Origin of the sequence: Pseudoalteromonas rubra (assembly GCF_004212645.1) — a bacterium.
In the GTDB taxonomy this organism is placed as follows: domain Bacteria; phylum Pseudomonadota; class Gammaproteobacteria; order Enterobacterales; family Alteromonadaceae; genus Pseudoalteromonas; species Pseudoalteromonas rubra_G.
Window position 1 is genome coordinate 1 of the sequence record NZ_PPUZ01000004.1, and the last position, 24848, is coordinate 24848.

20 protein-coding genes are annotated in these 24848 nt (G+C 50.4%); 9 read left to right on the top strand and 11 right to left on the bottom strand.

Translation table 11 applies throughout. From position 1 onward, the window contains the following. Window positions 1-317: 317 nt before the first annotated feature. Window positions 318-1271, bottom strand: a complete 954-nt coding sequence (gene ylqF, locus C3B51_RS01795; protein WP_046005817.1) for a ribosome biogenesis GTPase YlqF — start codon at window positions 1269-1271, stop codon at window positions 318-320. A 157-nt stretch (window positions 1272-1428) separates the two neighbouring features. On the opposite strand from ylqF, the gene C3B51_RS01800 reads away from it, so the two are divergent. From C3B51_RS01800 to C3B51_RS01810, 3 genes are all read left to right on the top strand, one after another. After that, complete coding sequence (locus C3B51_RS01800) at window positions 1429-1791, top strand: hypothetical protein (protein ID WP_130243958.1); 363 nt, start codon at window positions 1429-1431, stop codon at window positions 1789-1791. 77 nt (window positions 1792-1868) lie between these two features. Continuing rightward, window positions 1869-2408: a YaeQ family protein gene (locus C3B51_RS01805; protein WP_125718461.1), complete on the top strand. Its 540-nt coding sequence runs from the start codon at window positions 1869-1871 to the stop codon at window positions 2406-2408. Between the two features lie 30 nt (window positions 2409-2438). Continuing rightward, on the top strand, window positions 2439-3044 hold the full coding sequence (locus C3B51_RS01810) for an alpha/beta hydrolase (RefSeq protein WP_125718463.1): 606 nt from the start codon (window positions 2439-2441) through the stop codon (window positions 3042-3044). Here the strand turns inward: C3B51_RS01810 and C3B51_RS01815 are convergent. Both C3B51_RS01815 and C3B51_RS24025 read right to left on the bottom strand, forming a co-directional pair. Beyond that, window positions 3038-3247 carry a hypothetical protein gene (locus C3B51_RS01815; RefSeq protein WP_010384994.1) on the bottom strand — a complete coding sequence of 70 codons (210 nt, stop codon included), beginning with the start codon at window positions 3245-3247 and terminating at the stop codon, window positions 3038-3040. The genes C3B51_RS01810 and C3B51_RS01815 overlap by 7 nt on opposite strands. 274 nt (window positions 3248-3521) lie before the next feature. Continuing rightward, on the bottom strand, window positions 3522-3656 hold the full coding sequence (locus tag C3B51_RS24025; RefSeq protein ID WP_276319640.1) for a hypothetical protein: 135 nt from the start codon (window positions 3654-3656) through the stop codon (window positions 3522-3524). 64 nt (window positions 3657-3720) lie between these two features. Between C3B51_RS24025 and C3B51_RS01820 the strand changes: the two genes are divergently transcribed. Beyond that, window positions 3721-4188, top strand: coding sequence for a Dps family protein (locus tag C3B51_RS01820; RefSeq protein ID WP_046005814.1), 468 nt, complete (start codon window positions 3721-3723; stop codon window positions 4186-4188). Between the two features lie 64 nt (window positions 4189-4252). On the opposite strand, the gene C3B51_RS01825 is transcribed toward C3B51_RS01820, so the two are convergent. The 7 genes from C3B51_RS01825 to C3B51_RS01855 form a co-directional block, all read right to left on the bottom strand. Next, window positions 4253-6310 carry a S9 family peptidase gene (locus C3B51_RS01825; RefSeq protein ID WP_125718465.1) on the bottom strand — a complete coding sequence of 686 codons (2058 nt, stop codon included), beginning with the start codon at window positions 6308-6310 and terminating at the stop codon, window positions 4253-4255. Window positions 6311-6468: 158 nt separating this feature from the next. Beyond that, window positions 6469-9624 (bottom strand): efflux RND transporter permease subunit, encoded by a 3156-nt coding sequence (locus C3B51_RS01830; protein ID WP_130243959.1) that lies wholly within the window; start codon window positions 9622-9624, stop codon window positions 6469-6471. A gap of 15 nt (window positions 9625-9639) precedes the next feature. Then, complete coding sequence (locus tag C3B51_RS01835) at window positions 9640-10806, bottom strand: efflux RND transporter periplasmic adaptor subunit (RefSeq protein WP_125718469.1); 1167 nt, start codon at window positions 10804-10806, stop codon at window positions 9640-9642. 88 nt (window positions 10807-10894) lie between these two features. Continuing rightward, window positions 10895-13288 carry an ABC transporter permease gene (locus C3B51_RS01840; RefSeq protein WP_130243960.1) on the bottom strand — a complete coding sequence of 798 codons (2394 nt, stop codon included), beginning with the start codon at window positions 13286-13288 and terminating at the stop codon, window positions 10895-10897. A gap of 14 nt (window positions 13289-13302) precedes the next feature. Continuing rightward, window positions 13303-14019 carry an ABC transporter ATP-binding protein gene (locus C3B51_RS01845; RefSeq protein WP_206076587.1) on the bottom strand — a complete coding sequence of 239 codons (717 nt, stop codon included), beginning with the start codon at window positions 14017-14019 and terminating at the stop codon, window positions 13303-13305. A 55-nt stretch (window positions 14020-14074) separates the two neighbouring features. After that, window positions 14075-15319, bottom strand: a complete 1245-nt coding sequence (locus C3B51_RS01850; protein ID WP_130243961.1) for an efflux RND transporter periplasmic adaptor subunit — start codon at window positions 15317-15319, stop codon at window positions 14075-14077. A 289-nt stretch (window positions 15320-15608) separates the two neighbouring features. Continuing rightward, window positions 15609-17738, bottom strand: coding sequence for a calcium-binding protein (locus C3B51_RS01855; RefSeq protein WP_130243962.1), 2130 nt, complete (start codon window positions 17736-17738; stop codon window positions 15609-15611). Window positions 17739-17843: 105 nt separating this feature from the next. Between C3B51_RS01855 and C3B51_RS01860 the strand changes: the two genes are divergently transcribed. The 5 genes from C3B51_RS01860 (at window position 17844) to C3B51_RS01875 (ending at window position 23774) form a co-directional block, all read left to right on the top strand. Further along, complete coding sequence (locus tag C3B51_RS01860; protein ID WP_130243963.1) at window positions 17844-18059, top strand: hypothetical protein; 216 nt, start codon at window positions 17844-17846, stop codon at window positions 18057-18059. A gap of 275 nt (window positions 18060-18334) precedes the next feature. Further along, complete coding sequence (locus tag C3B51_RS01865) at window positions 18335-18667, top strand: helix-turn-helix transcriptional regulator (protein WP_240650330.1); 333 nt, start codon at window positions 18335-18337, stop codon at window positions 18665-18667. Window positions 18668-19501: 834 nt separating this feature from the next. Further along, entirely contained in the window at window positions 19502-19636 is a 135-nt protein-coding gene (locus tag C3B51_RS24030) for a hypothetical protein (protein ID WP_276319641.1), read from the top strand. A 670-nt stretch (window positions 19637-20306) separates the two neighbouring features. Then, window positions 20307-21470, top strand: a complete 1164-nt coding sequence (locus C3B51_RS01870) for a tetratricopeptide repeat protein (protein ID WP_130243964.1) — start codon at window positions 20307-20309, stop codon at window positions 21468-21470. A 471-nt stretch (window positions 21471-21941) separates the two neighbouring features. Beyond that, window positions 21942-23774 carry a PKD domain-containing protein gene (locus C3B51_RS01875; protein WP_130243965.1) on the top strand — a complete coding sequence of 611 codons (1833 nt, stop codon included), beginning with the start codon at window positions 21942-21944 and terminating at the stop codon, window positions 23772-23774. Window positions 23775-23857: 83 nt separating this feature from the next. On the opposite strand, the gene C3B51_RS01880 is transcribed toward C3B51_RS01875, so the two are convergent. Continuing rightward, window positions 23858-24778 (bottom strand): alpha/beta hydrolase, encoded by a 921-nt coding sequence (locus tag C3B51_RS01880; protein WP_125718483.1) that lies wholly within the window; start codon window positions 24776-24778, stop codon window positions 23858-23860. Window positions 24779-24848 lie beyond the last annotated feature (70 nt).

The window sequence follows — 24848 nt, forward strand, 5'->3', positions numbered from 1 at the left end:
AGGCAAAAATTTTGTTATTTAGTTGTTCTAAATGAGAAATTTTTAACGCCGTTAGCGTCATATTTGCTCCGTCAAATTGAACAGATATTTAGTGAAATTGGTATTAGTACTTAATTTGTTTCTCGACTCAGAAGTACGTGTTGCTTACGCAAAAAGCTCTGGTTGCAGGTGAAAAGCATTAACGCCCCTTGATGTGGCTTACCGGCAACCAACTCACATTTTACTTGCTACATTGCTCATATCGGTGACGGTAGATATGAAATCAAAAAGCCCTGCCCCGGGCTTTTTTTATGCCTGATTTTTACGCAAAGCAAACCTTAACGGCGGTTTTTACGCGCACGGGCGCGACGCTGGCGTTTCTCTTCTTCTTTGGCTGCTTTCTTTGCCTCTGCCGCCTGGCGCAGTTGTGCCACCATTTCTTCTTCCTCATCGCGCATTTGCGGGGTTTCCATGGTGATACGGCCAATCACGGCATCGCGCAGTTCGTTGATCAGGATCTCCGACATTTTATGGGTATCGACCTGATTGCCGCCGCGAATACAGCCACGTTTGCGTCCGGCCATTTCAATAAAGGTCCAGTCGCAATCGGGCAGCTCGTCAATTTTATATCTTGCCTGTAACAGCTGAGGATATGCCTGCAACAGGTATTCGGCGGTGTAACTGGCCACTTCTTCATAGTTAATGGCAGTATCACGAATGGCACCGGTGGCAGCCAAACGATACCCCGAGTTTTCGTTTTCAACCTTAGGCCACAACATGCCCGGCGTATCGTACAACATAATGCCGTCTTCGAGCTTAATACGTTGCTGGGCCTTAGTCACAGCCGGTTCATTGCCCGTTTTCGCGACAATCCGTCCAGCCAGAATATTGATCAGCGTCGACTTGCCAACATTGGGAATGCCCATGATCATGGCTTTAAGCTGCTTATCCTGGCCGACCTTTTGCGGTGCCAGCTTTTTACACAAAGCATTGATCCGCTGCACTTCATTGCCTTTGTCGTGACCAAACGCCAGGGTTTTCACCCCATCTTCGCGCTCAAAATACTCCATCCAGGCCTGAGTCAGCTCTGGGTCAGCCAGATCGGCTTTGTTCAGAATTTTGATGACCGGCTTATCACCGCGTAGCTGCGCTACCATAGGGTTTTCACTGCTATAAGGTATGCGGGCATCCAGCACTTCAATAATCACATCCATTTGCGGCATGATCTCTTTGATTTCATTGCGCGCCTTGTTCATATGTCCGGGAAACCACTGGATACCTGTTCTGCTCATCGTTTTCTACCTTATTAAATCTGGCTGTGTCTGACTCAACGCCTTGGGCACACACTATCGAATTTGCCCGGCCACACGACACATGAATAACGCATAGTGTACTATAAACGTGGATATTGGGTCAGCAATGCATTATAGATAACAGGAGGCATGTATTTTGAAAGGAAGCTGGGACAGTGCAGCAATAAAAAGTGTTTTTTACACCGGCCTGCTCCTGTTACTGGGTATTGCTACTCAGAGGTTAGGTGACTTCACCAGTCCAATTGAAATAGTGCGTATGTTTATCACCGTCGCCCTTCTCTCAGCATTTTATCTCGCTTTTTCTGTGGCAGGCTGGCTCGCCATCGGGCTGCCAGTTCACTGGCTGTGCAGCCGCTATACCAATGGCCACCTTGTTTACTATGCAACCCTGCCCGCCATACTGCTAACACTCACCTTTATTTTCAACGGGCCATGGTTGCTACCTGGTTGCGCACTTTTACAAGCATGTCTGTTCCGTTATTACCTGCATCGAGGCTAATGTAGATCTACATCACTTTCCCCGCACAAATTCCATGTTTACCGATATAATGGCGTTTTTGTTAACTTGGACAGGCAATGGCACTCAAAGCAACTATTTTAAAGGCCAACCTTTCGCTCAGCGATATGGACCGCCATGTATATCAGGACATCAGTGTCACACTGGCACAACATCCCTCGGAAAACGCCCAACGCGTGATGGTGCGGCTACTGGCATTTGCGCTGGAATATCAGGACGGACTCAGCTTCAGTAAAGGTTTGTGCGTCGAAGATGAGCCGGATATCTGGCTAAAAAATTACAGTGATGAAATCGAGCTGTGGCTCAGCGTTGGCTTACCGGAAGAAAAGTGGCTAAAAAAAGCCAGCAACCGCGCTAAACAAGTGGTACTTTATACCTATGGTGAGAACAATCAGGGACCCTGGTGGCAAAAGAACCAAAACACGCTGCGCCAGTATACCAACCTCAAAGTCATCAGCCTGCCTTATAGCGCAACCAGCGTGATGGCAGAGATGCTGACCCGTACTATGGCATTGACGGTCACGGTACAGGATGGCGAGATTTGGTTCAGTGATGAACAACACAGCGTACATCTTATCCCCGAAACATTGCAGGGATAAGCTCACCCGGGTGCATAAGAGGAAACCACAATGGCAGTAACCAGAGTTGTTGTATTACATGGATTGTATATGTCAGGATTTGTCATGCGCCCGCTGTGCGAGCGGCTGGAAAAGCTTGGTTTTGAGATCCTCAACCTCAGCTACAACACGCTGACCCCCGACAGACACACTATTTTTGAGCAAATTGATGCCTTTGTTGCAGGTCATGAGGCCGCGCTGGTGTGCCACTCTATGGGTGGCCTGGTGGCACGGGATTACCTGACTCATAACTCAGAGGCCAGCACCGCCATCAGTAAAGTGATCACTCTGGGCACCCCACACAAAGGCAGTTACATTGCCAAACATATGCATGACCGCGGCTTTGATATGCTGCTCAAAAACAGCGTGGAATATCTGCTCAGCCAGCAACAAAACTGGCCGTTTAAAGCCAAACTCTACAGCATTGCCGGCGATCTGCCGATTGGTCTGATGCCGCTGCTGAAAAAGGGCAGTCGCTCAGATGGCACCGTGCTGCTGGATGAAACCAAACTACAGGGTATGGCTGAGCACAAAATCTTTCGCCTCAGCCATACGACCTTGATTTATTCCCGCACTGTACTCGATTACATTGTCGAGGTGCTCAAACGCGATCAGTGATCGCCATTCGCCGCAATTTTGTAAGCCACCAGCGCAATGATCCCCACTATCAGAGGAATAGGTGCAGCAATATAGCCAAATGCATCTGAGTTTGCGTAGCTGGCACCAGCCAGGTGACCGACCAGGCCAACCACAAAGGTCAATAATGCGATAACAACTACAGCGATTTCGGATTTATGTTGAGAAGGGGTTTTACCTTGCATGATACGCTCCTTGGGTGCGGCACCTGTATTCAGTGCTCCGACACGCCTCTATAGACACCTAAATTAAATGGCTCAGATGTGCGCTTTTTTACCCTGACATTGCGTTCACACCTTGTGCCTGCTGAGTTCATTATGCGCCTCTGATGCGGGGGAATTTTGACCTAAATCAAAGTGCCACAGCGGCGAAAAAGCAACCCATTTGCCATTTGAGGTAGATCAACTTAGTGCGCGTTGTTATCGCTTCGAGTGGCAAAGTGGCAAACTTTAAGCATCATTAAGTCTGGATTAAGCCGCTGTTGTATAAGCTTTTCCCCTCACAGTGTGGCGCAGGCAGTGCAGCACCGCCTTCAATAATGTCGATGTCTGCAATCGACTTTTCCCATTTGGCATCTGCCGCGTTTTTAGCCACACTAACAATCAATCAGACGCCCCAACTCGCGTCTTCTTTTTTAACCACAGTACAGGAGTAAACGATGAGCAACAGCATTGGATTAGACAGTCAGAAAAGTCAGGCATTAGTAAGCAACCTCAATACCCTGTTAAGTAGTTACCAGATCCAATACATGAACGCCCGCAGTGTGCACTGGAACATCAAGGGCCGTAACTTTTTTGAGTTACACGTTAAGTTTGAAGAGATTTACAACCAGCTGTTACTTCAGGTTGATGAAATTGCAGAGCGTATTCTGACCATTGAAGGCACCCCTTTACATGCTTTCAGCGATTATCTGGAGCACAGTAAGATCAATGAAGCCAAAGGGATCAGTGACGGTCAGGAAGCCGTAAGAAGTTTACTGGATGGTTTTACCACGTTAATTAAAATGCAGCGCGACATTCTTGAACAAGCCGGCGATGCCAGCGACGAAGGTACCGCCGCCATGATGAGCGACTACATCAAAGAGCAGGAAAAGCTGGTGTGGATGCTAAAAGCTTATCTCGCTTAATATAAATCAAAAGTAAGTAATATAATCACCGGTTGAGCGTTATCAACCGGTGATTAATTTTGTACTAGCCTTCAAGTAAGCCAATAAAAAAGGCCATTTCCAGCGCCTTTTCGTGCAGGCTCTTAAAGCGACCCGACGCGCCGCCATGCCCGGCATCCATATCGGTTTTAAACAACAGCAGATTGCTGTCTGTTTTTAACTCACGCAATTTGGCCACCCATTTCATCGGCTCCCAGTACTGCACCTGAGAGTCATGCAGCCCGGTTGTGACCAGAATATTGGGATAGTCTGTTGCGCGCAGATTGTCATAGGGCGAGTAGGCCAGAATGGTGTGATAATCCGCCTCATCATTGGGGTTGCCCCACTCGTCGTATTCATTGGTGGTCAGCGGAATGCTTTCATCCAGCATGGTGGTCAGCACATCCAAAAAGGGCACATGGCAACCAATACCGCGATATAACTCAGGTGCCTGGTTTACCACCGCCCCCATGAGCAGGCCACCGGCACTGCCGCCCGATGCAAAAATCTTATCCGCTGCGCCATAGCCTTGCTCCACCAGAGCACGGGTGACGTCTTCAAAGTCGTTAAAACTGTTTTGCTTGTGCGCTTTTTTGCCTTGTTCATACCAGCTTCGGCCAAGCATTTCGGAGCCACGAATATGGGCAATGGCATACACAAAGCCACGGTCCAGCAGGCTCAGCGTGTTGCTGGAAAAGTTCGGATCTATGGTGATCCCGTACGCACCGTAGCCATACTGCAACAAGGGGTTGGTGCCGTCTTTATTAAACCTATCTTTGCGATAAACCAGCGACACTGGCACCTCAACGCCATCACGCACACGGATGTGTAAACGCTCAGACGCATAATGTTCCGAATTAAACTCACCCAACACGCGTTGCTGCTTCTTCAGGGTCTTCTTGCCCCCGGACAGTGTAAAGTCATAGATGCTGCTTGGCGTAGTCAGGCTTGAATAATAGATCCGCACGGTTTCAGCCTCGGGCTCAGGGTTGTAGCCCAGGCCAGCATAGAAACAGGCATCATCAAATTTAAGCTGATAACTGTTCCCGCTGTAGTCGTGCACTACAAAGCGGATCTGGCCAAGTTCTCGTTCGGTGACCACATAATGACTGTTAAATAACTCCATGCCTTCAAGCAGTACGTGCTCACGGTGTGCAATTAGCTCTTCCCACTGCGCAGGCTCGCTCAGTGTCTCTTTGGTGGCACGCAGCAGGCGGAAGTTTTTCGCTTCGCGGTTCGATACTAAATAGTAGTACTCGCCCAGCTTATCCAGCCCATATTCATGGCCGGGTGTACGCGCCAACAAAGGCGCAAATTCACCCAGTGGCTCGTCGGCCGACAGCGCCAGAATGTCGGTGGTTTCGGTCGCAGCCAGGTGAATATAAATCTCACTTTCATCACGGCTCTTACCCAGGCCCATATAGAACTGGCGATCCTGCTCTTCATAGACCAGCTGATCATCACTTTGCGGTGTGCCCAGAACATGACGATATACCTGATAACCCAGCAGGGTTTGCAAGTCTTTACGGACATAAAACACGGTTTTGCTGTCGTTGGCCCAGACTACTTCCCCTTCGGTTTCGGTCAGTACATCTGAGAGCATCTCGCCGCTTTGCAAGTCTTTAAAGCGCACCGTATAAATGCGGCGACCGTCGGTATCTTCACTGTAGGCAAGCAAGTTATCGTTGGGACTCACGGCCATATCACCCAGCTCAAAGAACTCGTATGCCTCGGCCAGCAGATTGACATCCAGCAGCAACTGCTTATCGCTCAGGGCTTCATCACTGCCCCGATAGTGACGCGCATATTCGTCGTCACCACTGACCTCGCTCATATACCAAAAACGCCCGTCCTTCACCGGCACCGTGCTGTCATCTTTGACAATGCGCCCTTTCATTTCTTCAAATAACTGGTCTTGCAAGGCTTTGTGATCACTCATCATCGCCTCGCAATAGGCGTTCTCAGCGTGTAAATGATCCAGGATTTGGGCGTCCTGACGGTTATCGTCACGCATCCAGTAATAATTGTCCGTCCTTTGATGTTGGTGGTGTGTCATGGTGTGTGGCACTTTCTTAGCCACTGGCGGGGTCAGCGTTTTGGTCACTCACTTGTTCCTAATTTGTTAAAAACCATTGTGACCCTAACATAGCAAATAAACGCCTGAGATGTCATGCAATTCACCGCGAGCAGCGCAGACGTTCTGGGTAAAACGCAAAAGGCCAGCAAATGCTGGCCTCTAAAGATTGCTACTATGGCAAACCGTTAACCTTGTTGCTGGCTCACCTTGTTGCGGTTGAACAGCTGCCCGGCTTTACCAAATACACCGAACACTTTGCCGAATACCTTGCCGATATCAATTAAAATGATATACAAACAAGGCACCAGCACTAAGGTGATCAGGGTTGCGAACAGCACCGCAAAGCCCAGCGATACCGCCATGGGGATCACAAACTTGGCCTGCAGGCTGGTTTCAAAGATGATTGGCATAACCCCGGCAAAGGTGGTGATAGACGTCAGGGTTATTGCCCTGAAACGCGCACATCCGGCTTCGACCACCGCATCTTTGAGCTTCACGCCTTCTTTTCTGACCTGGTTTACATAGTCCGTCATAACCAGTGAGTCATTAATAACCACACCGGCTGCGGCAATCAGACCATAGGTCGACATCATGCTCATATCCAGGCCAAAGAACCAGTGGCCCCAGATAGCACCGACCAGGCTGAATGGGATCACCGACATGATGATTAGTGGCTGACCATAGCTCTTCAGCGGCACCGCAAGCAGGATGTACACAATGAACATACCGGCAATAAAGAACATCATTTGTTCGTTGGCCTGCGCCTGATCTTCTTCGATATCGCCGCCCAGCTCAGTCTTCACTTCAGGGAACTGCTCCATCAGCTTGGGCAACAGGTTGTCTTTGATGTTCTCGACCACCTCATTTGGTTCAATCACTTGCTCATCAATATTGCCGTAGATATACACAGTGCGATAGCCGTTTTCACGGCGAATGTAGCTCACCCCCGGGCGCTCCACAAACTCAACCACATCGCCCAGCATCACGTCTTTGCCCTCAGGCGTGGTAATCACGGTGTGTTTCAGTGACGAGAACGCTTCCCTATCCAGGCGCGGATAACGCACCATGACCTTGATTTCTTCACCGTCGCGGATCACGCGCTGCGCTTCCCCACCGTAAAAGCTCATGCCCACCTGATTAGCGATGTCCGACAGGCTCAGGTTCAGGTCATACGCGACCTGCTTGAGCACCAGCTGTACTTCTTTGCTTGCCGGGTCGATACTTGAACTGACATCAAACAGACCCTTTTCCTGTTGCAGCATGGCAATAAACTGACGACCCGCCGCATTGAGCATATCAATATCCGGGCCATATAGCAGATAGCCAAACTCACCTTGCCCCTGACCTTCATCGTTCACGTCATCAATTACCAGCAGGGACTTCACACCGGCGATGTCCGGCATGTTTTCACGCCAGCGACGTGACAGCTCAAAGGCATCAAACGGACGCGCGTCTTCATCGACCAGCACCGCCAGTACCTTGCCCTCTGTACGACCCTCATTCCAGACCATGATGTCTTTGATCATGCCCTGTCCGTACTCCTGCTCAATTTCCTCTTCCACTTTCAACATCATGTTTTCAATGGTAGCCAGGGCTTCAAGCGTCTGCGAGTCCGAGGCATTGTCGTTCAGGGTCAGATTCACCATCGGGTAGTCATGGGGCACTTTGGGCATAGCAACAAAGCGCACCTGATTCGAGGTGATCAGCGAAACGCTCAGGATCAGCATGCCAATAAAGCCACACAGTACCGTCCAGCGCCACTGCACACAGGTTTCGACCAGGTTGCGATAAGGCCCATTTACAAAGGCAAAGAAACGCTTATTGAACTTAGCACGCCAGCTGCCCTCACGCATTGGCGAAAACTTGGTATGGCCAATGTGTGCAGGCAAGATCCACTTAGATTCGATCAGACTGAAGGCCAGACACAGCATCACCACAACGGCAATTGACTTAAAGAAGGCCGCTTCCGGACCGCTGGACATCACCATAGGGGCAAACACCGCCATGGTAGTCAACACCCCGAATGTGGCCGGGGTCGCCACCCGTTTGGCACCGATAACCACGTTATTGACGCCGGGCCCTTTGCGCTCAATTTCGGTATAGGCGGCCTCGCCGATGACAATGGCATCATCGACCACGATCCCCAGCACCATAATAAAGGCAAATAAAGAAACAATATTCATGCTGATACCAAACACCGGCATCATCATAATGGCGCCCAGGAAACACACCGGCAGACCCACCATCACCCAAAACGCGAGCTTAAAGCGCAAGAAAATGGTCAGCATAATGGCGACCAGGATCGCCCCCTGAAACATGTTCTTTTTCATCATGGCCAGACGTGCTTCAAGGTAGTACGTCATATCAACGAAAGCCGATAACTCCACACCTTCTGGCAACGATTCATTTTTCGCTTCAATATAATCGTGAATGGTATTGGCAATCGGAACCATGTTTTGGTCATTGGTGGCTTTCACCGACAGATAAGCCGCGTTGACCCCATTGAGCTTGAAGTAGAATTCACCCTCGACAAATGCATCTTTAATCTCTGCCACATCCTGCAACAGCACCTTAGCACCATTCGACCCCACTTTAACCGGGATACGGCGGAATTCATCACCTCGATATTTCTGGTTTTCGACGCGCACTGAGATCAGGCCCGCATTGGTACGGATCTGACCGGCAGAGACATTGGTTGAGTAACGGCTAATGGCTGCGGATACGTCAGCCATCGACATGTTGTAGCGACGCAGTGCATCAGGGTCGACTTCAATGCCGATTTCGTACTCAGGCATATTGCGATCCACCAGAGAAATATTAGACAGCTGCAACAGCTCGTCTTCGATTTCTTTGGCCAATGGCTTAAGCTGTGTCAGCGGTAAGTCCGCGACCAGCGCCATTTGTACCACGTCCTGGGTAAACTCAATTTGCTGTATACGAATGGGTTCCATTGATGCGGGGAAAGTCGCAATGCCATCCACCCGGGAGCGCACCTTGTCTGCCACATCGGCCAGCTCAGCACTGGTGTCTATTTCCAGTTGTACGCTGCCACCGTTGCGAAATGCGCGGTACACGGCCTTGTCTATCTCGGTCACATCCTTGAGCGCTTCTTCCACCTTGATCAGGATACTCTCTTCGATTTCCTGAGGAGAGGCGCCCGGATAGGTTGCATTGACGGAGATCAGGTTCAGCTCAATGGCGGGAAACATCTGCCGTTGGATAGTAAAGTAGCTGATGATACCCATGATCAGGATAAAGCCCATCATCAGGTTCGCAGCCACTGAGTTATGTGCAAAGTAGGCTATCAGCCCCGTTTGCCTCGGTGTGTGTTGTTCACTCATTGTCGGTCCCTGCCGTTATAGCTTTTCCAGGCTGGCGCCCTGCGTGTTTGACTCATCGGCACCTGCCACTTTCACCGACATGCCACGCTGTGGATACTCAGGCAAAGTAACTACCACTTTGTCGCTGTTATTCAGGCCAGCGCCAACCAGGAAGTATTCACCTTCTTCACGGACCACTTGTACCTGGCGCGGTTCAAGCTCGGCTTTGTCGTTCAGTAGCCAAACGGTTTGATTATTCACCAACTCTTGCGGCAAGCGGTAGATTTGCTTGAGGGTTTTGCCTAGAAAGCTCACTTGCACATAGGTGCCAAACTTCACTTTCGGCTGGTCGCTGTTCAGCGCATAAGGGTCATCAATCCGTACCACCAGATTACTCATGCGCGTCTGGGTATCAACGGTGCCTAGATCACGGTGGATCTGCGCTTCGCGGGTAAAGCCATTCACCCCTTTGTTGAACAGGGTCGCTTTGGTACCGCTGATGGTTTCAGGCAAAAAGACGGAGTCGAAACCAGCAATAGGGATCACGATTTCGGCTTGCTCAATGTTGTTCAGCTTGGCAACCACACTGCCTGTTGAGACAAACTGACCCAAGCCCACATCACGAGAGACAATCAGGCCGTTAAATGGCGCAACCACGTCGCAGTTATCCAGGTCGCGTTGGGCACGCATTAATGCCGCTTTAGCCGACTTAACCGCCGCCTTGGCGCTCATCACCTGTGGCTTACGTAAAAACAGATCGGTGTGTTTTTTGTTTGGGAAGCGCTTGGCTTCATCCGCTGCCACGTCTGCCTGCGCCTGCTCTTCTATCAATGCCGCTTGGGCACTGGCCAGCTGAGCTTCGGCCTGCAATACCGCAGCCTCGTAATTGTCCTTCTCGATGCTGAGCAAGACGTCACCTTTAGCAACCACACCACCCGCAACAAAGTTGGGATGCCAGTAAACGACTTCTCCGGCAACCTGAACGGATAACTGAGTTGTTTCAAGCGGCATCACTTCACCATAGCTTTGGATTAAAACCTGATGATCCTGTGCCTGAACAGACTCGACCTGTACCACGGGGCGCGTATCTACGACCTGCTTTTCTTCCTCGCCCTTTGCGACCGCGTTGACAGCTGAAAAGCCTGCCACCCCGAGGCCCAAAGCCACAGCGGGAAAGATCCATTTTAGTGCTTGTGCTTTCATGACTTTACCTATTGATATTTTCCCACCGCCTATCTTACCAATATAGAGACGTTCAATAACGTGACATTTGTAAGAATCTGTTACTGATTTAGCAAAACTCTTTCAGCAGCTTGTTGGTGTGGTAGCAATCAAGCAATAAAACCATTAAAAACATAAAAGTAACAGCCAACCCGAAGCTAAAAAGCAGACCCATAAAGGCCAGTTTAAACACCCAACACACGCCAGCAAGTAACAAAAATGCCACAACAGCAACTGGTAAGACCTTACAAACCCGAATAATCAAGTGCTCTTTTAACAACATGCCTGCCTTAGCTCCCAACTGCCACTTTATTCGCCATACCGGAGCAGATAACAGCGTCAGGTAGCCCAGTACGCCATACAAGCCCGCTCCCACCAGCAACATCATCAGGCAGCTCAGCGCAATACCTGTGTAGGCACTGAGCCTGGCCGATTTACTCATGGCCCTAGCATGCGCCGTCATACTGGTTAACTGAAATACACTTTGTGTAGGATCTTGTACGCGCAGCAGCGCATTCAGATCAGGTTTTGTCAATGATTGCCCTGGCGCCAGTCTGATCATCAGATTAGTGACAAAGAAGTTGTGCGGCAGATAAACAATATCCGGGGTACCCAGCGCAGGGGAATACACATCTTCCACAATGGCTTGCAACCTGACCGGGCGCTGATTGCGCGAATACAGGGTCATGCCAACATCTTGCAGCGTCAGGCCGAGCTTGCTGGCCAGGCTTTGGTTAATGATCACCGCCTCAGCAGGGGCATCCAGCGTCATTTGCTCGGCGCTGAATTCACTGCCTGCCAGCACGCGCTGCCCAACGGTGGCAAAGTAGCCCACCCCACTCCATTGGCCAAAAGCTGTCAGCTGCCGGGCACTGTCTGGCACCGTACTGATAGGCTCCACCCAGGACATTTCCAGCGGATGATTTGCCGCTAAGCTTACCGCCGCTATTTGAGGCTGAGCCAGTAACGCCTCGATATTGGCCTCACTCAGCTGGCGCCGGGCTTGCGCTTTTTGTTCACTGCGCTCAAAGTCCAGCTGCTGCATTTGCACTTGGACTAATCCGCTGTCATCAAACCCCTGCGCTTTATTCATCTGCGCGCCGTAATGACTTAACAGCCAGAGGCTAAAGCACAATACCACCATGCCGATGACCAGCTGGGCGTTAATCAGCAACTGACTCAGCCAGCCCGGTAACTGCTTTACCTGCCCTTTACCAGAGCCACTGAGTTGTTGTCTGAGGCCATCCAGCTCAACAAAGGCAAACACACTGCGGGCAAATCCCCAGGCCAGTACGAGCGCTACCAGCCACATGCCCAGATAGGCCTGCCAGGACAAATACAACCAGGTGATACTGCCCAGAATATCTTCGCCCCAGTATTGCACCAGCGCTAGCAGGCCTGGTGCCAGTCCCGTCGCGACCAAAGCGGATAACCCGAAAAGTGCTACAGCATGACACAGTACCTGGCGAAACAGCCGGGACGGGCGGGCACCCAGCGCCAGATGCAGCGCCAGCTGTGCCTGGCGGCTTTTAAAATCCAGCAGATATAACGCAAACAAGTTACATAAGGTCACCACAATCACACCAAGTGCGGCACTAAGCAACCAGCTGCCCATTGCCTGCAAAGCACCTTTGAGCTTGCTGTCGAGCGGGCGAAGGGTTAGCCTGAAACTGGTATCGCCAAAGCCATACTGCCTGGATAATTCATTAATATCCGCACCCAATTGCAAGGCCTGTGCTTGCAACACGGTATTGGCCCCGGGCAAAGTGCGCCCAACCAGCATCAGGTTGTTGCGGATCGCCATGTGAGCAAACGGGGTGATCTCAGTCGCAGTATGACTAAAAAAAGGTAAAAACACGTCGCTGTACTGCGCCGCCCGAAGCAGCTCTGGCTCGCGGCTGTTGGAGGCCAGAATACCCACGACCTGAAAACGCCGCTCGTCCAGCTGAATAACCTGACCAAGGGCATCTTGCTCGGACAGGTAGCGCCGTGCAAAGCGCGCGCTGACTACAACCTGGGTTGCACTTTGCGCCTGCTGCCCCTGCAGTGTCGAAGCCGTGAAATAATGGCCACTTTGCAGCGTCATATTAAACAGCGAAAAATAGCCCGGTTCGACCAGGGCCGCCGAAATACGCGGTTGCTGCGGATGGTTTACATAAAGCATATCGGTGTAATACACGGGTGAGGCCTGCTCGAACAGCCCTGGGGTCTGGTGCAAATCCCAGGCTGCGGGTGCCGAGAGTGATTCACTGAGGGTTACCTCACCCTGTTCATTGTGCAACTCACCATCAACCCAGACCAGACGCTCAGCCTGTTCATAGGGCAATGGACCATGTGCCTGCCAGGCAAGCACGCCCGCCACCAAAAGTGCCGCCATGGCGCTGGACAGCAACAAACCAAAACAGACTGTCATTCGCCAGCGGCGATACAGCGCACTCAGTGCATCCTGAATATCTGACCACATTTAACTCAGCTCCTTCAGGCAATCGCGCTGCGCGTTGTATCACGTGTGTGGCTGCTGCCCACGATCTCACCGTCCAGCAGACGGATCTGCCGCGGCGCCATATCGGCATATCTGGGGTCATGTGTCACCATACAAATGGTGGTACCCTGCTGATGTAATTGGGCGATCAGCTGCATCACTGCGTCCCCGCTTTTTGAATCCAGGTTGCCCGTCGGCTCATCCACCAGCAAAATGCTCGGGTTGGCGACCAGCGCCCGGGCAATGGCAACCCGCTGTTGCTGTCCGCCAGAGAGTTGGTCAGGCTTGTGCGCTGCTCGATGCGACAAGCCCACTTTATCAAGGCAGCTTTGTACCCGCGCTTGCACCTCATCACGCGACAACCGGGTGGTGCTATAGCGCAGCGGCAGCGCCACATTATTAAACACCGATAATTCATCGATCAGATTAAAAGACTGGAAAATAAACCCGATGTGGCGGTTTCTTAACTCCGCGCGCTGATCGGCGGTCAATGTCCCCACCTCTGTGCCCTGGATCAGGTATTGCCCGCTGCTTGCTTCATCCAGCAATCCCATAATGGACAATAAAGTGGACTTACCACACCCGGACGGACCAGAGACAGACACAAACTCCCCCTGCGCTATACTCAGACTCACCTGTCTCAGTGCGTGTGTTTGTAGTTCTTCGGTTTCGAACACTTTACTGATGTGCTTCATTTCTATTATCTGTGTCATACTTTCCCCGCTGACAAACCGACACCTCATTGTGCCATAGTTGACCCTTAAAGCTTTAATTCAGCGCGACCTGCACGCCCTGTTGTGCCAGATTGCTCAAGTCAGAAATAATCCAGCGCTGATTGTGCTGCGCACCCTGTTCAATCACCACATAGCGACCAGCCAGTGCACCAAAGTGCACAGTGGCAAGTTCCGTAGAGCCATCTTCGGCAAGTCGATATAACTGGGCGCTCTGCCGCTCACGCACATTCGCCGGACGACGGATATACAAAGCCTGCTCCAGCTCAGCGACCGTGATACTGGCATCAATGCTGAGCATAGGCCGGGCGGCTTTGGGCAATGCCTGAGGCAAAGCCACTTCCACTTTCACGCTGTTATCGACCACCACAGGATCAACCCGCCCCACCGTGCCTGTGACCTGCTGGTCGCGGATCCGCACCGTCACCGCCTGCCCTGGCTGTACTTTTTGCACCTGAGATTGCGGCACCCTCAGTTCGGCAAGCAAATGCGTCTGACTGCCGATCAATGCAGTTTCGTCACCCACACTCAGTCGCTGACCTACAGCCAGCGGCATACGCTCCAAAATACCCGCAACGGGCGCCGTGATCGTCAGTGCAGCTAACCTAGCACGGCTGCGCGCCAACTCCTGGCGCCGGATAACAATTCGCTGCGACGCCAGCTGCTGCGCACTGGCATGCAGCTTTTTTAGCTGCATCAGGCGCTGCTGCGCACTGTCTCGCTGACGGGTTAAATTGGCTACCCGCGAGCGGGTCTGAGCAAAGGTCAGCTGTGAGATGATCCCTTTTTCAGCCAGTCCCTGCTCGGCCTGCTGCCGGAGCCGTGCCGTTGCCAAATCGCCTGCCACCTTATCGAGGAGGGTTTGTTCACTGAGAAACTCCCGCTGCTGATTGAGTGTCAGCTGCTGCAACGCCATATCGCTGTCTTGCAGTGCCTGCTGTGCCTGCGCAACCGCCAGAGACAGGTCCGGGTTGTCGAGCGTGGCAATCACGTCCCCCACCTTTACCGCCGCCCCGGCTTTAAGATGAATGTGCTTCACCACCGCATCGCTTTCTGCGCTCAGCAGATGCTGCTCGGCGCTGCGCAATACACCAAAACTGTCGACCCCAATGGCCAGCGGTCCGTATTCTACGGTTGCTGTCAACACCTCCTGGCGGGCCAAGCGGGTGACAGACTCGCCCGCACCAAATTGCCAAAGTCCTGCCAGCAAAAAGACGGGCACCAGTGCCCAATACCAACGACGCCAATATTTGGTGGGTTCAGGTGGTTTGATTAGATCCATTTTCAGCTCCATTTACATTCACGCTGTAACGCCTGGAGCGAGTTTCATGCCAGATATTTATAGCAATTAAATCATTAACTTAAATATTTTTAATCATGCAATTGGGCGGGAGCGGACAAGTTGTCCGGAATTGGAACTGGTATTTTGGTTACTTTCTGAGCCTTGCGCTGAGCAGTATAGTGCAGGTTTGCAGTTCACCACTGAGACAAAAAAGGGGAAGTCACAGACTTCCCCTTTGCTCGGGACGGATCCTTTAACAGACCCTAAGTTTTTTAAAGATGCAGTACAGCTACTGTAAGTCGTACACACTCTTACTACGATTTTTCAGCCAGGCCTCAAAGGTGTCTTCGTCAACCAACTCGGCAATACGGCTTTTAAATTCACGGTAGCCTTTTTCATCGTAAAATTGCTTCAGTCTGAGCACTTCTTCGTGACGTGATGACATACCACTGCCCGCTTTACGTGCCGCACGGTCAAAGTAGCCCAATTTATGCTTCACACTGCTCAGATAGCCACTGATATCATCGTCATTCCACTCGTTATAGACAAAGTCGTTGCCACTGCCACCGGTACCCAGCGGGATCTCATCGCCGCGCACGAACAGAATATCACCGCCGCCGCCACCGTACAGACCAATGTTAGAGAACGTGGAAATGGCTGCCAGGAAGTCCTTACTACCACCACCACTCAGCTCACAACTGCCTCGCTCACACACCAGAATGTCCTGACCACTGCCACCCCAGGACTTAGCCCGGTTGCCCCAGGAACCACCGCCGGAATCAACAATGATGTCGGCCCCTGAGTTACCGTATAACCGGTCTTTGTTACCATCATTGCCAAAGATGATGTCTTCCCCGTCACCCCCTGAGATATTGTCGCCATCCCGGTTACCAAACAGCACATCGTTACCGTTTTCGCCTTTGATGTCGTCAGCGCCGTCATTGTTGTAGCCACTGATGCGCACTCGGTGCACCACGCCACGGTGATCGGTGGCAATCTCCGAACCACCGGCAACCCAGTCGTTACCGTCGCCTGCGCGGATCTTGTCTTTGCCATCACCGCCAAAGATCAGGTCGTTACCCCGGCCAGTCACAATCGTATCGTTACCATTGAGGCCATACACTGTCATATCGCGACCAACGCCGCTCGCCAACAAGGTATCGTTGCCGTTCGACAGCTGCACCTCAACGGCTTCCACCGCATTAGTAAATGCACAGTGCTGATAGCCTGCGGAGTAAGCAAACACATACTCTTCGTGTTCTTCAACAAACAGGGCCAGACTGCTGTCGAGCGCGCGAAGTTTCCACACCCCGTTATTCAGCTCACTGTCAAAGCTGCCAGTTTGCATATGACAGCGCGCGTAGGCCGTTGTCAGGCTGTCTGGTACATTCCCCGCTGGCGTACAGGAATATTGCTCAATACCACTGATGTTACTTGGGATACTGCCGCTTGAGCCTTCGGTCAGACAGTCCATACCGGTACCGCCGTCGACTTTTTCGAAGTCGCCATAGGTATAAATGGTGTCATCGCCCTTACCCCCATACACATAGTCCACTTTATTTCCGGTTAGTATGGTGTCGTTGCCATCGCCGCCGTACACCAGCTGGTGCCAGTTCAGCGCCGTGCCGTCGTATTCTTCACCGCTATCGGCCAGGTTTACCTGGAAGCCGTTGTGGCTGCCCACATCGAAGGTTTCGCAGCTGCCTGCGTAATATACGGTTACCAGGGCATCGTCACCTTCGGCCGTGAGCTTCTCACCGCGCACATTGGGCGACACCGCCAGGTAAGTCATATACGGATTAGAGGAGTTATCATCCGCGACGCTGATCTTGCTGCGGTCCAGGCCCTCACAACTGGCAGGGGCATAGTTGGCACAGCTGGTTGCTTCTGTATTTTGAATGTTACTTGGGATCGCACCTTCATCACCCTGCTCAACACAGTCTGCACCGGCACCACCATCTACACGCTCAAAGTCGCCAAACGAGAAGATCTGATCGTTACCGCCATTGCCGTAAATATAGTCGACTTTATTACCGGTGCGGATCTCGTCATTCCCTTCGCCCCCGAATACCTGCTGGTGAAAATCCAGTTTACTGCCATCGTAGAACTCACCACTGTCCGGCAGGTTCACGTGCAGCCCGTTGTAGTTGCTGCCGCTCAGCACTTCACAGCGGCCATTGTACGACACCACAATTGAAGACTGGCTGCCTGACACGCTCAGCGCGGTGTCGGCCAGCTTGGGGCTCAATGCCAGATAAGTCATATATTGATTTTCAACATGCTCGCCGACGTCTATCTGGGTCCGATCCAGACCACTACAAAAAGTGCCCGGCGCAGCCAGACGCAGGGCCTGTGCATTGTTTGGCAGCCAGGTCAGCGAGAGCGCCGCTGCCAGGAGTGCCTTTTGATAAACCACCATGTTAGTCTCCATGAGTTGAGTAAGGATTTGCGCAAAGAAATCTGTTTGGTGGAAGTTATAAGCCACAATTGTGCAATGACTATGGACTCAGACTGGGTAATAAGGATGAGTTTTGCCGCCAGCAAAACGGGTAAGAGCACAGACCAAAAACAACTTTTAGGCCTGCCCTGTGTAGTTGCCGCATCAATAAAACGAAACCAATGGCGAAAAAACATCGCTAAAAATGTGGCGTTTTATTTACATTTTGCCAGCGCATACAGGCAGTTGAAAAAGCTTCATGAATTAAAAAACCACCATGGCAGGTTACGTTTGTTTACATAATGACGTGAGCGCATTATGAATCGATTCATAAAGTACCCAGACTTCTTCGCATAGTCAGCCAGCCGCGCTGGAACATAAAAGCCTTTAAAACCCATGATTTTTACTTAAAACCCTGTAAATCAAGCAAACTTTTAGAGCAATAGGCTAAAAATTTTCGGGTACAAATCAACACATTGAGACTTTACATTTTTTAAACAGCTGTTAAATTACACCCAGTAAAATAATAAGAAACAAAATGTAACTTCACTGTTTTAATATTCATATACGGATGTACAATGAATACACGTCAAAGATTGAACTGGCTAAACAGCGCCCGACGGGACATTCAGGCGTCACTGCGTGGCCTGCGAATACAACAAAAAATGTCGCAAGCAGAACTGGCTAAAAAAATGTCCGTCCCGGTTGACCAGTCCACTATTTCAAACTGGGAAAGTGGCAAAACCATTATGGATCTCGAGCAGCTGCTGGATATCCTGATGATCTTCGGGAAAGACTGGAAAAGCTTTTTTGGCTTTTTGGCAGATAACGCTGAAAGAAGAACAACGAAAAAACCGCTACAGAAAGAACCACCAATGGAACCAAACGCAGAAGACAAGGGAGAAGACTGATGCATTTTATTGAAATGATGCTTTCCTCTGTCGTTTTTATCGGCCTAATTCTTACTTGGAAAGATTACAACGCCAGATGGTTGTTTTCCCTAATGCTTTTATTACAACTCGTCGATACGACAGTTAATCCAATAGCCATTAATTGGACCAGGCATTATTACTTGTGGTGTTTGATATTAAATTTAATCTTTCTTTTGCTATTTTTCACAAGAGGGGTCCAGGCCGAAGCAGCATACAGAATAACTAAAATCGAATTTTTTAGGAAGGCTAGAGCGGACTATGCACTCACTATTCCAGAGTGCTGTATTTGCTTGTTGTTATTTGCTTCATCGTTGCTTTGCCTTGCTATTTGGATTGAAATCCAACTTTACTTTTATAAAGTCCTTAGTTACCCATTTATTTATCACCATATATGGTCACCAACTCAATATACTCTTCACATTCTGGAGTCTCTGACCCTTATTACATTTATAGTGCATGTTAGGCGCTCAAAAGGAGAATTAATTTATGAAAACAGTTAACTATAGGCTTCTAAGCAAGGTCTTTGGGGGGAGTACAGCTGGCAACCCTAATCTACCTCAGTTGCCCCAAGTAGCCCCCATTGACCCAATATTCGATAAAAAGAAAAAAACGTCATAGGCCTCTATTTAGTTGTATTTATTAATCTATTCATAATCAGGAATAATAGAGAAGGAAGCAAACAATGAGAGTTATTGGGCCTGTTTTATTTACACCAATTACGGTTACATATTCAATACACTCTATACTCTCTCGAATCTATCGCATTGGCTACGTTTATAAATAGAGTGATACGTTCTAATGGAACTTTAATTAATGAAAACAATTAACCAAAATTTATTAGCAAAAGTTGTAGGTCGTGGCCCAGGAGATCCTGACATCCCTCAACTACCTAAATTCGCCCCAATAGACCCTACTTTGGGAAAAAGCAAAAAAGCCGTTGATGGTTGAACAAGCCGGTTTATTAATTTATTCATAGACCTAAGCTAAAGGCAAAGAAAAAGGAAGCAAGCGATGAGAGCCATTGAGCGTGTTTCGTTGGTAAAAATTATGGGTGGAGTCAGTGGAGATCCTGATAGATCAACCTTACCTAGAGTGACTCCGTTAGATCCCCTTTATATGAAAAAGCACCCCGACGGCTCGAAAACCTATCAAACGAATAAGCCGATTTATATAAGCTATTAACTTAGTCAGGATCAAAAATAGTAAATACAGAAGGATATCTTCACGTGAAAAGAATCAATCGAGACAATCTAGACCAAATTTTTGGTGGTTTACCTGCAAGTTCAAAGCTACCAAAGCTTCCTAAAAACGCACCAATAGACAAAACAAAGCTCTCTGAAAGCGCGCAAATCTAAGTGTAGGAGTACATGCTTTCTGGGCATGTGCTCTTTCTTACATACCTCCATAGACAAGAAGAGAATAACCTAGCGGTCAGAATGCTACTTGCATGTCGAAAACGTGTGATAGAACATCGTATAGATATCCTTGCAATGTGCGATGCCAATTACCCCCCATAAACCCGTTGGCAGGTCGCCGGGATACGTGTAAAGTCGGGTAAAAATAATAACAAAAACCATGACCATACGGGCACGCTGAATGCGTGTTTTAAGGAGTCTTTATGCCTGTCCGCCTGTGGCTTACTTGCCTGTTTGCTGCGCTGCTCAGCGCCTGTGCCACGACTAAAAAGCGCCCGGTTACACCGCCGCCCCGTCCTGATATGCCCTTTAATCATGCCCTGTTTAGCCCCGTTGCGGTGATTGACGAGCAAGCGATTTTTGCCTTGCCAGCGCAAGAGCAGCAGGCTTTTTTGCGCTTTTACCAGCAACAGGTTGCAGCCGGGACACGTGGCGACAGAGTGATTTACGACTATCTGCATGGTCAGCTTGACGAGTTTCACTATCGCGGCGAAACCTACAGCGCCAGTGCGTCTTTACAACACGGTGGCGGCAATTGTATTTCACTGGCGGTGCTCACTCAGGCCTATGCCTTTGTGGCCGGGATAGATACCCGTTATCGCAAAGTGGCCTCGGCACCTGTGTATCAGCAGGTGGCCGATACCATACTGATCTCCTCACACTTTAAAACTAAGCTACTGGCACCAGAAGAGCCGGAAGACGAGAACTGGATCACCGTGGTGCGACCCGGCACTGTGATTGATTACTTCCCCGCTCAGGATGCCATTTTTGTTGCCTCGGCCCAGTACCAGGATCTGGTAGCTAAGTTTTACGCCAACCTGGCAGTAAAGGCCATGCTGGCAGAGGAGTTTGATCTGGCCGCCGCGCGTATTTTGCGCGCCCGCAGCTATGCGCCGGACGACCCGGAGCTGATCAATATTGCTGCGGTATTGCATCGCCGGGCGGGCGACCAGCCCAGTGCCGAACGCATTTACCAGTATGCGTTGGAACATCGCCTGATCAGCCACAATTTGTTATCGAATTACCTGGTGCTGGCCAAAGAACAACAGGCCACGGACCTGATAGATAAACTTGAGCAGCAGCTCCTCAGTGAGGCGAAAACCCCGTTCGATTTTCTGATGAATGCCCGCAGCGCCATTGCCAAAGGCCACCTGAAAAAAGCCACGCGCATTTTGGTTAAAGTGGTGGAACAAACCCCTTATCTGCCCGAGCCCTATTTTGAGCTGGCCAAGATCAGTTACCTGCAAGGCGACCATGATACAGCCCGTCAACTGCTTGAGCTGGCGATAGAAAAAACCTCAGATCCGGAAAAAAGCCGGGTGTTCACCGCCAAACACAGCATGTTGCAGTCACTGACTGAGCAGTAGGTGCAACCACGATGTGCAGCGCAGCTGCGTGCGCTGCACCGATGCAAACGCTCTGATCTGACCCCTCGACGTTACTGCCCGACAATTGCCCCTTCTGGCTTTGCCCTCTCCAGGATGTAAAACCTTCGTTAACTTTGATTTTCAACTTCTGAAACACGATCACAGCGGCTGACACAACCAGAAAAACAATACAAAGTTGATGGCTTTCACCTAATTTTGCTGAACTTTCTAATTATTTACGTATCTTTCAAGCTAAACTGACAATGAGCTCCTGTTCGAAATAAAAATTTTGAACCTCATAGTGAGACGCCACACAGCCTGAAAAGCGAGTGATGGTTTACTTAATTAAATTTTTGTTATCACTTTCTTTACAATGCCGATTTTTGTGATTACCTTTGTACCTGTGCGAAATTTATTCAATAACTTTTTATTCTAAAAAATCATTCAACAACAAGTGAAAAAGGAACAGCAATGAAACTCACCTATCTTGTCTCTGCGCTAGGCTTACTCTCTACCGCTGCACTGGCTCAAAACACCGCGCCACTGACAGAAGCACAAATGATGCAATACACCAGCAAGGCTAGTAAGGCCATCATTGGTGCCCGTGCCGATGCCAATATTTCGCTCGGTCAGGAATTTGCCACACTGAGCAGTACAGGCAGCACGGTTATCACTCGTACCATCAGCCACCCGGATGCCAGCTACATCAAACTACACTTTAAAAATGTCAATCTGGCCAATGGCGGCAAGCTGGTTGTGCGCTCGGTTGATGGCAGTGAGCGTTACGAGTACACCGAAGCGAATATGCGTGCCGCAACGGTTAACAGCAAGCTGGGCGATGACGGCGTAAGCAGCTTCTCGGCGATGTCTATTTCTGCCGACACCGCAGTGGTTGAATACACCCCGGGCAGCGCGTCTGGCTCAGAGCAGATTGCAACCCAGGCGATGATGCCAGCCGTTATCGACTTCTACGACCACGGCACAGAAAACACGCCGATGATGGAAGCCATGAATGCGTCAACGGATGTGGGCATTGAGTCGACCTGTGGCGTGAACGAACGTCGTGACGTACAGTGCTGGGCAGGTTCAAACCCAACAGAATTTGAGCGTACTCGCCCGGTTGCCCGCCTGCTGATGAACGGCAGCGGCCTGTGTACCGGCTGGCGTGTTGGCCCGGACAACCGCATGTTCACCAACGAACACTGCGTGGGTTCAGCGTCTGAGCTGGCAAATACTGAGGTATGGTTCAACTATCAACACACCAGCTGTAATGGCTCAAACCTTGAAACAGTCGTGAAAGTCACAGGTAAAGACTTCCTGTCTTCTGACTACACGCTCGACTACACCCTGTTCACCATCAACGAGTTCAACAAAGCACAACCGTTTGGCTACTTTGGCCTGGATGTTCGCGATGCGACTCAGGGCGAGCGCATCTACATTCCTCAGCACGGCGCAGGTAACCCCAAAGAGCTGGCGATTGAATCGGATCAGAACAACAATGGCCTGTGTCAGGCAGACGTAGTGACAGCGAATGGTCGTGGCACCGGCACAGACATGGGCTACTACTGTGACACCATAGGCGGTTCTTCTGGTTCACCGGTACTGGCAGCGGCAAGCAACAAGGTCATTGCACTGCACCACTTTGGTGGCTGTACTAACCAGGGCGTTAAGATCAGCAAGATCTGGCCACAAGTATCTAGCCACTTCAATGGTATTCCGGATGGCGACAACAACAATGAGCCAACTCCCACCGCAGACTTCACGGCAAGTTGTACTGAACTGGCGTGTAGCTTTGACGGCAGCGCTTCAAGCTCACCAAACGGTGCTATCTCTCAGTATGAGTGGAGCTATGGTGACAGCGGCACTGGATTCGGTGCAACCGCGAGCCACACTTACGCCGCAGCGGGTAACTACACGGTATCACTGACCATCACGGACAGCACGGGCGCAACTGCAACCACAACGAAAGAAGTACCGGTGTATGGCCCAGGTGGTGAAGATCAACTGCAAAAAGGCGTTGCCAAAACAGGCCTGTCGGCGGCACGCGGTGAGATGACTTACTTCTACTTCGACGTACCGGCTGGTGCTACCAACATCACTTTTGATATCTCAGGTGGCAGCGGTGATGCAGACTTGTACGTACGTAAAGGTGAGCAACCTACAACGACGACTTATGATTGCCGTCCTTACCGCTGGGGTAACACGGAAAACTGTACACGAAACGATGGTGCAGGCCGTTACTGGGTAGGTATTCGTGCCTATAACGCTTATTCAGGCCTGAGCCTGGTAGCAGACTACCAGTAATACTGAGTTAAACTTTTCTCCCTAAAAGGCAGCCTCCGCTGCCTTTTTCTTTTTTCGTCACGCTAAATCACATACCACGAAATTTAAGGCTGAGCTCGGATCAGACTGGCCACATGCGCAATCGATTCTCTGGCCGCCGCACTAATCGCAGACAATTGAAAGAAGCCATGGATCACCCCCAGGTAGCGCCGACACTGTACAGGCACACCGACTTCCAGCAATGTACGGTAGAGCTGCTCCCCTTCATCTACCAGGGGATCAAACTGAGCTGTAATAATGTGTGTTTCCGGCAGCCCGGCAAGATCAGATCTGAGTATTGGGCTCGCTTCTGGATGTGTACGTGGCACCTGATCAAAGTACAGCTCGTAACCCGATTCGAGCGCCTCTCTGGTAATAATATAATGCGTGCCATACTCCTGATAACTTCGGCTCGAGGCTGTGGCATCCAGCATAGGATAAATCAAAATCTGCCTGGCTGGCAGCCAGTTTGATTTGTCTTTCAATCGTAAAGCGGTAACTAAGCTCAAATGCCCGCCCGCACTGTCACCCACCAGGCTGATATTGTCAGGATCACCACCCCATTGCGCACATTGCTGACGGATAAGCTGCGTCGCATTAAATGCGTCATCATGTGCAGCCGGATAGTCATGTTCGGGCGCGAGCCGGTATCTGATGGCGATCACCATAGCGCCTGAAAGGTTAGCCAGCTTTCTCAGTTGCTGCTCATGGGTCTCAAACCCGCCACTGACAAAACAACCGCCATGAAAGTAAACAGCCACCGGAAGTTTGGCCTGCGCAGACGGCCGGTATATTCGGAGCATCAAGCCATTGATCTCCAGATCAGTGATCAGGTACACATGCTCACACTCTTCGGCCAGCTCAACACTATCCAGGTAACCCTGACGTCGTTCGGCAATTGACTGCGCCCGGGCCGATGGACAGCCCGCTTTAATAAATTCACTGACGATCTTTTTGATACCCGGTTCCAGGCTCACATTGACCATAAAAGTACTCCCACTGTAATGCACACATAAAACTGTTTATACATACAGGTTAAGTTTTAAAGTGTCAATT

Coding starts and splice junctions, on each gene's coding strand:
- C3B51_RS01875 (WP_130243965.1), top strand. CDS start 21,942: ATGAAACTCACCTATCTTGTCTCTGCGCTAGGCTTACTCTCTACCGCT.
- C3B51_RS01860 (WP_130243963.1), top strand. CDS start 17,844: ATGAGTTTTGCCGCCAGCAAAACGGGTAAGAGCACAGACCAAAAACAA.
- C3B51_RS01840 (WP_130243960.1), bottom strand. CDS start 13,288: ATGTGGTCAGATATTCAGGATGCACTGAGTGCGCTGTATCGCCGCTGG.
- ylqF (WP_046005817.1), bottom strand. CDS start 1,271: ATGAGCAGAACAGGTATCCAGTGGTTTCCCGGACATATGAACAAGGCG.
- C3B51_RS01820 (WP_046005814.1), top strand. CDS start 3,721: ATGAGCAACAGCATTGGATTAGACAGTCAGAAAAGTCAGGCATTAGTA.
- C3B51_RS01835 (WP_125718469.1), bottom strand. CDS start 10,806: ATGAAAGCACAAGCACTAAAATGGATCTTTCCCGCTGTGGCTTTGGGC.
- C3B51_RS01845 (WP_206076587.1), bottom strand. CDS start 14,019: ATGACACAGATAATAGAAATGAAGCACATCAGTAAAGTGTTCGAAACC.
- C3B51_RS01830 (WP_130243959.1), bottom strand. CDS start 9,624: ATGAGTGAACAACACACACCGAGGCAAACGGGGCTGATAGCCTACTTT.
- C3B51_RS01810 (WP_125718463.1), top strand. CDS start 2,439: ATGGCAGTAACCAGAGTTGTTGTATTACATGGATTGTATATGTCAGGA.
- C3B51_RS01865 (WP_240650330.1), top strand. CDS start 18,335: ATGAATACACGTCAAAGATTGAACTGGCTAAACAGCGCCCGACGGGAC.
- C3B51_RS24030 (WP_276319641.1), top strand. CDS start 19,502: ATGAAAACAATTAACCAAAATTTATTAGCAAAAGTTGTAGGTCGTGGC.
- C3B51_RS01870 (WP_130243964.1), top strand. CDS start 20,307: ATGCCTGTCCGCCTGTGGCTTACTTGCCTGTTTGCTGCGCTGCTCAGC.
- C3B51_RS01850 (WP_130243961.1), bottom strand. CDS start 15,319: ATGGATCTAATCAAACCACCTGAACCCACCAAATATTGGCGTCGTTGG.
- C3B51_RS01805 (WP_125718461.1), top strand. CDS start 1,869: ATGGCACTCAAAGCAACTATTTTAAAGGCCAACCTTTCGCTCAGCGAT.
- C3B51_RS01855 (WP_130243962.1), bottom strand. CDS start 17,738: ATGGTGGTTTATCAAAAGGCACTCCTGGCAGCGGCGCTCTCGCTGACC.
- C3B51_RS01880 (WP_125718483.1), bottom strand. CDS start 24,778: ATGGTCAATGTGAGCCTGGAACCGGGTATCAAAAAGATCGTCAGTGAA.
- C3B51_RS01815 (WP_010384994.1), bottom strand. CDS start 3,247: ATGCAAGGTAAAACCCCTTCTCAACATAAATCCGAAATCGCTGTAGTT.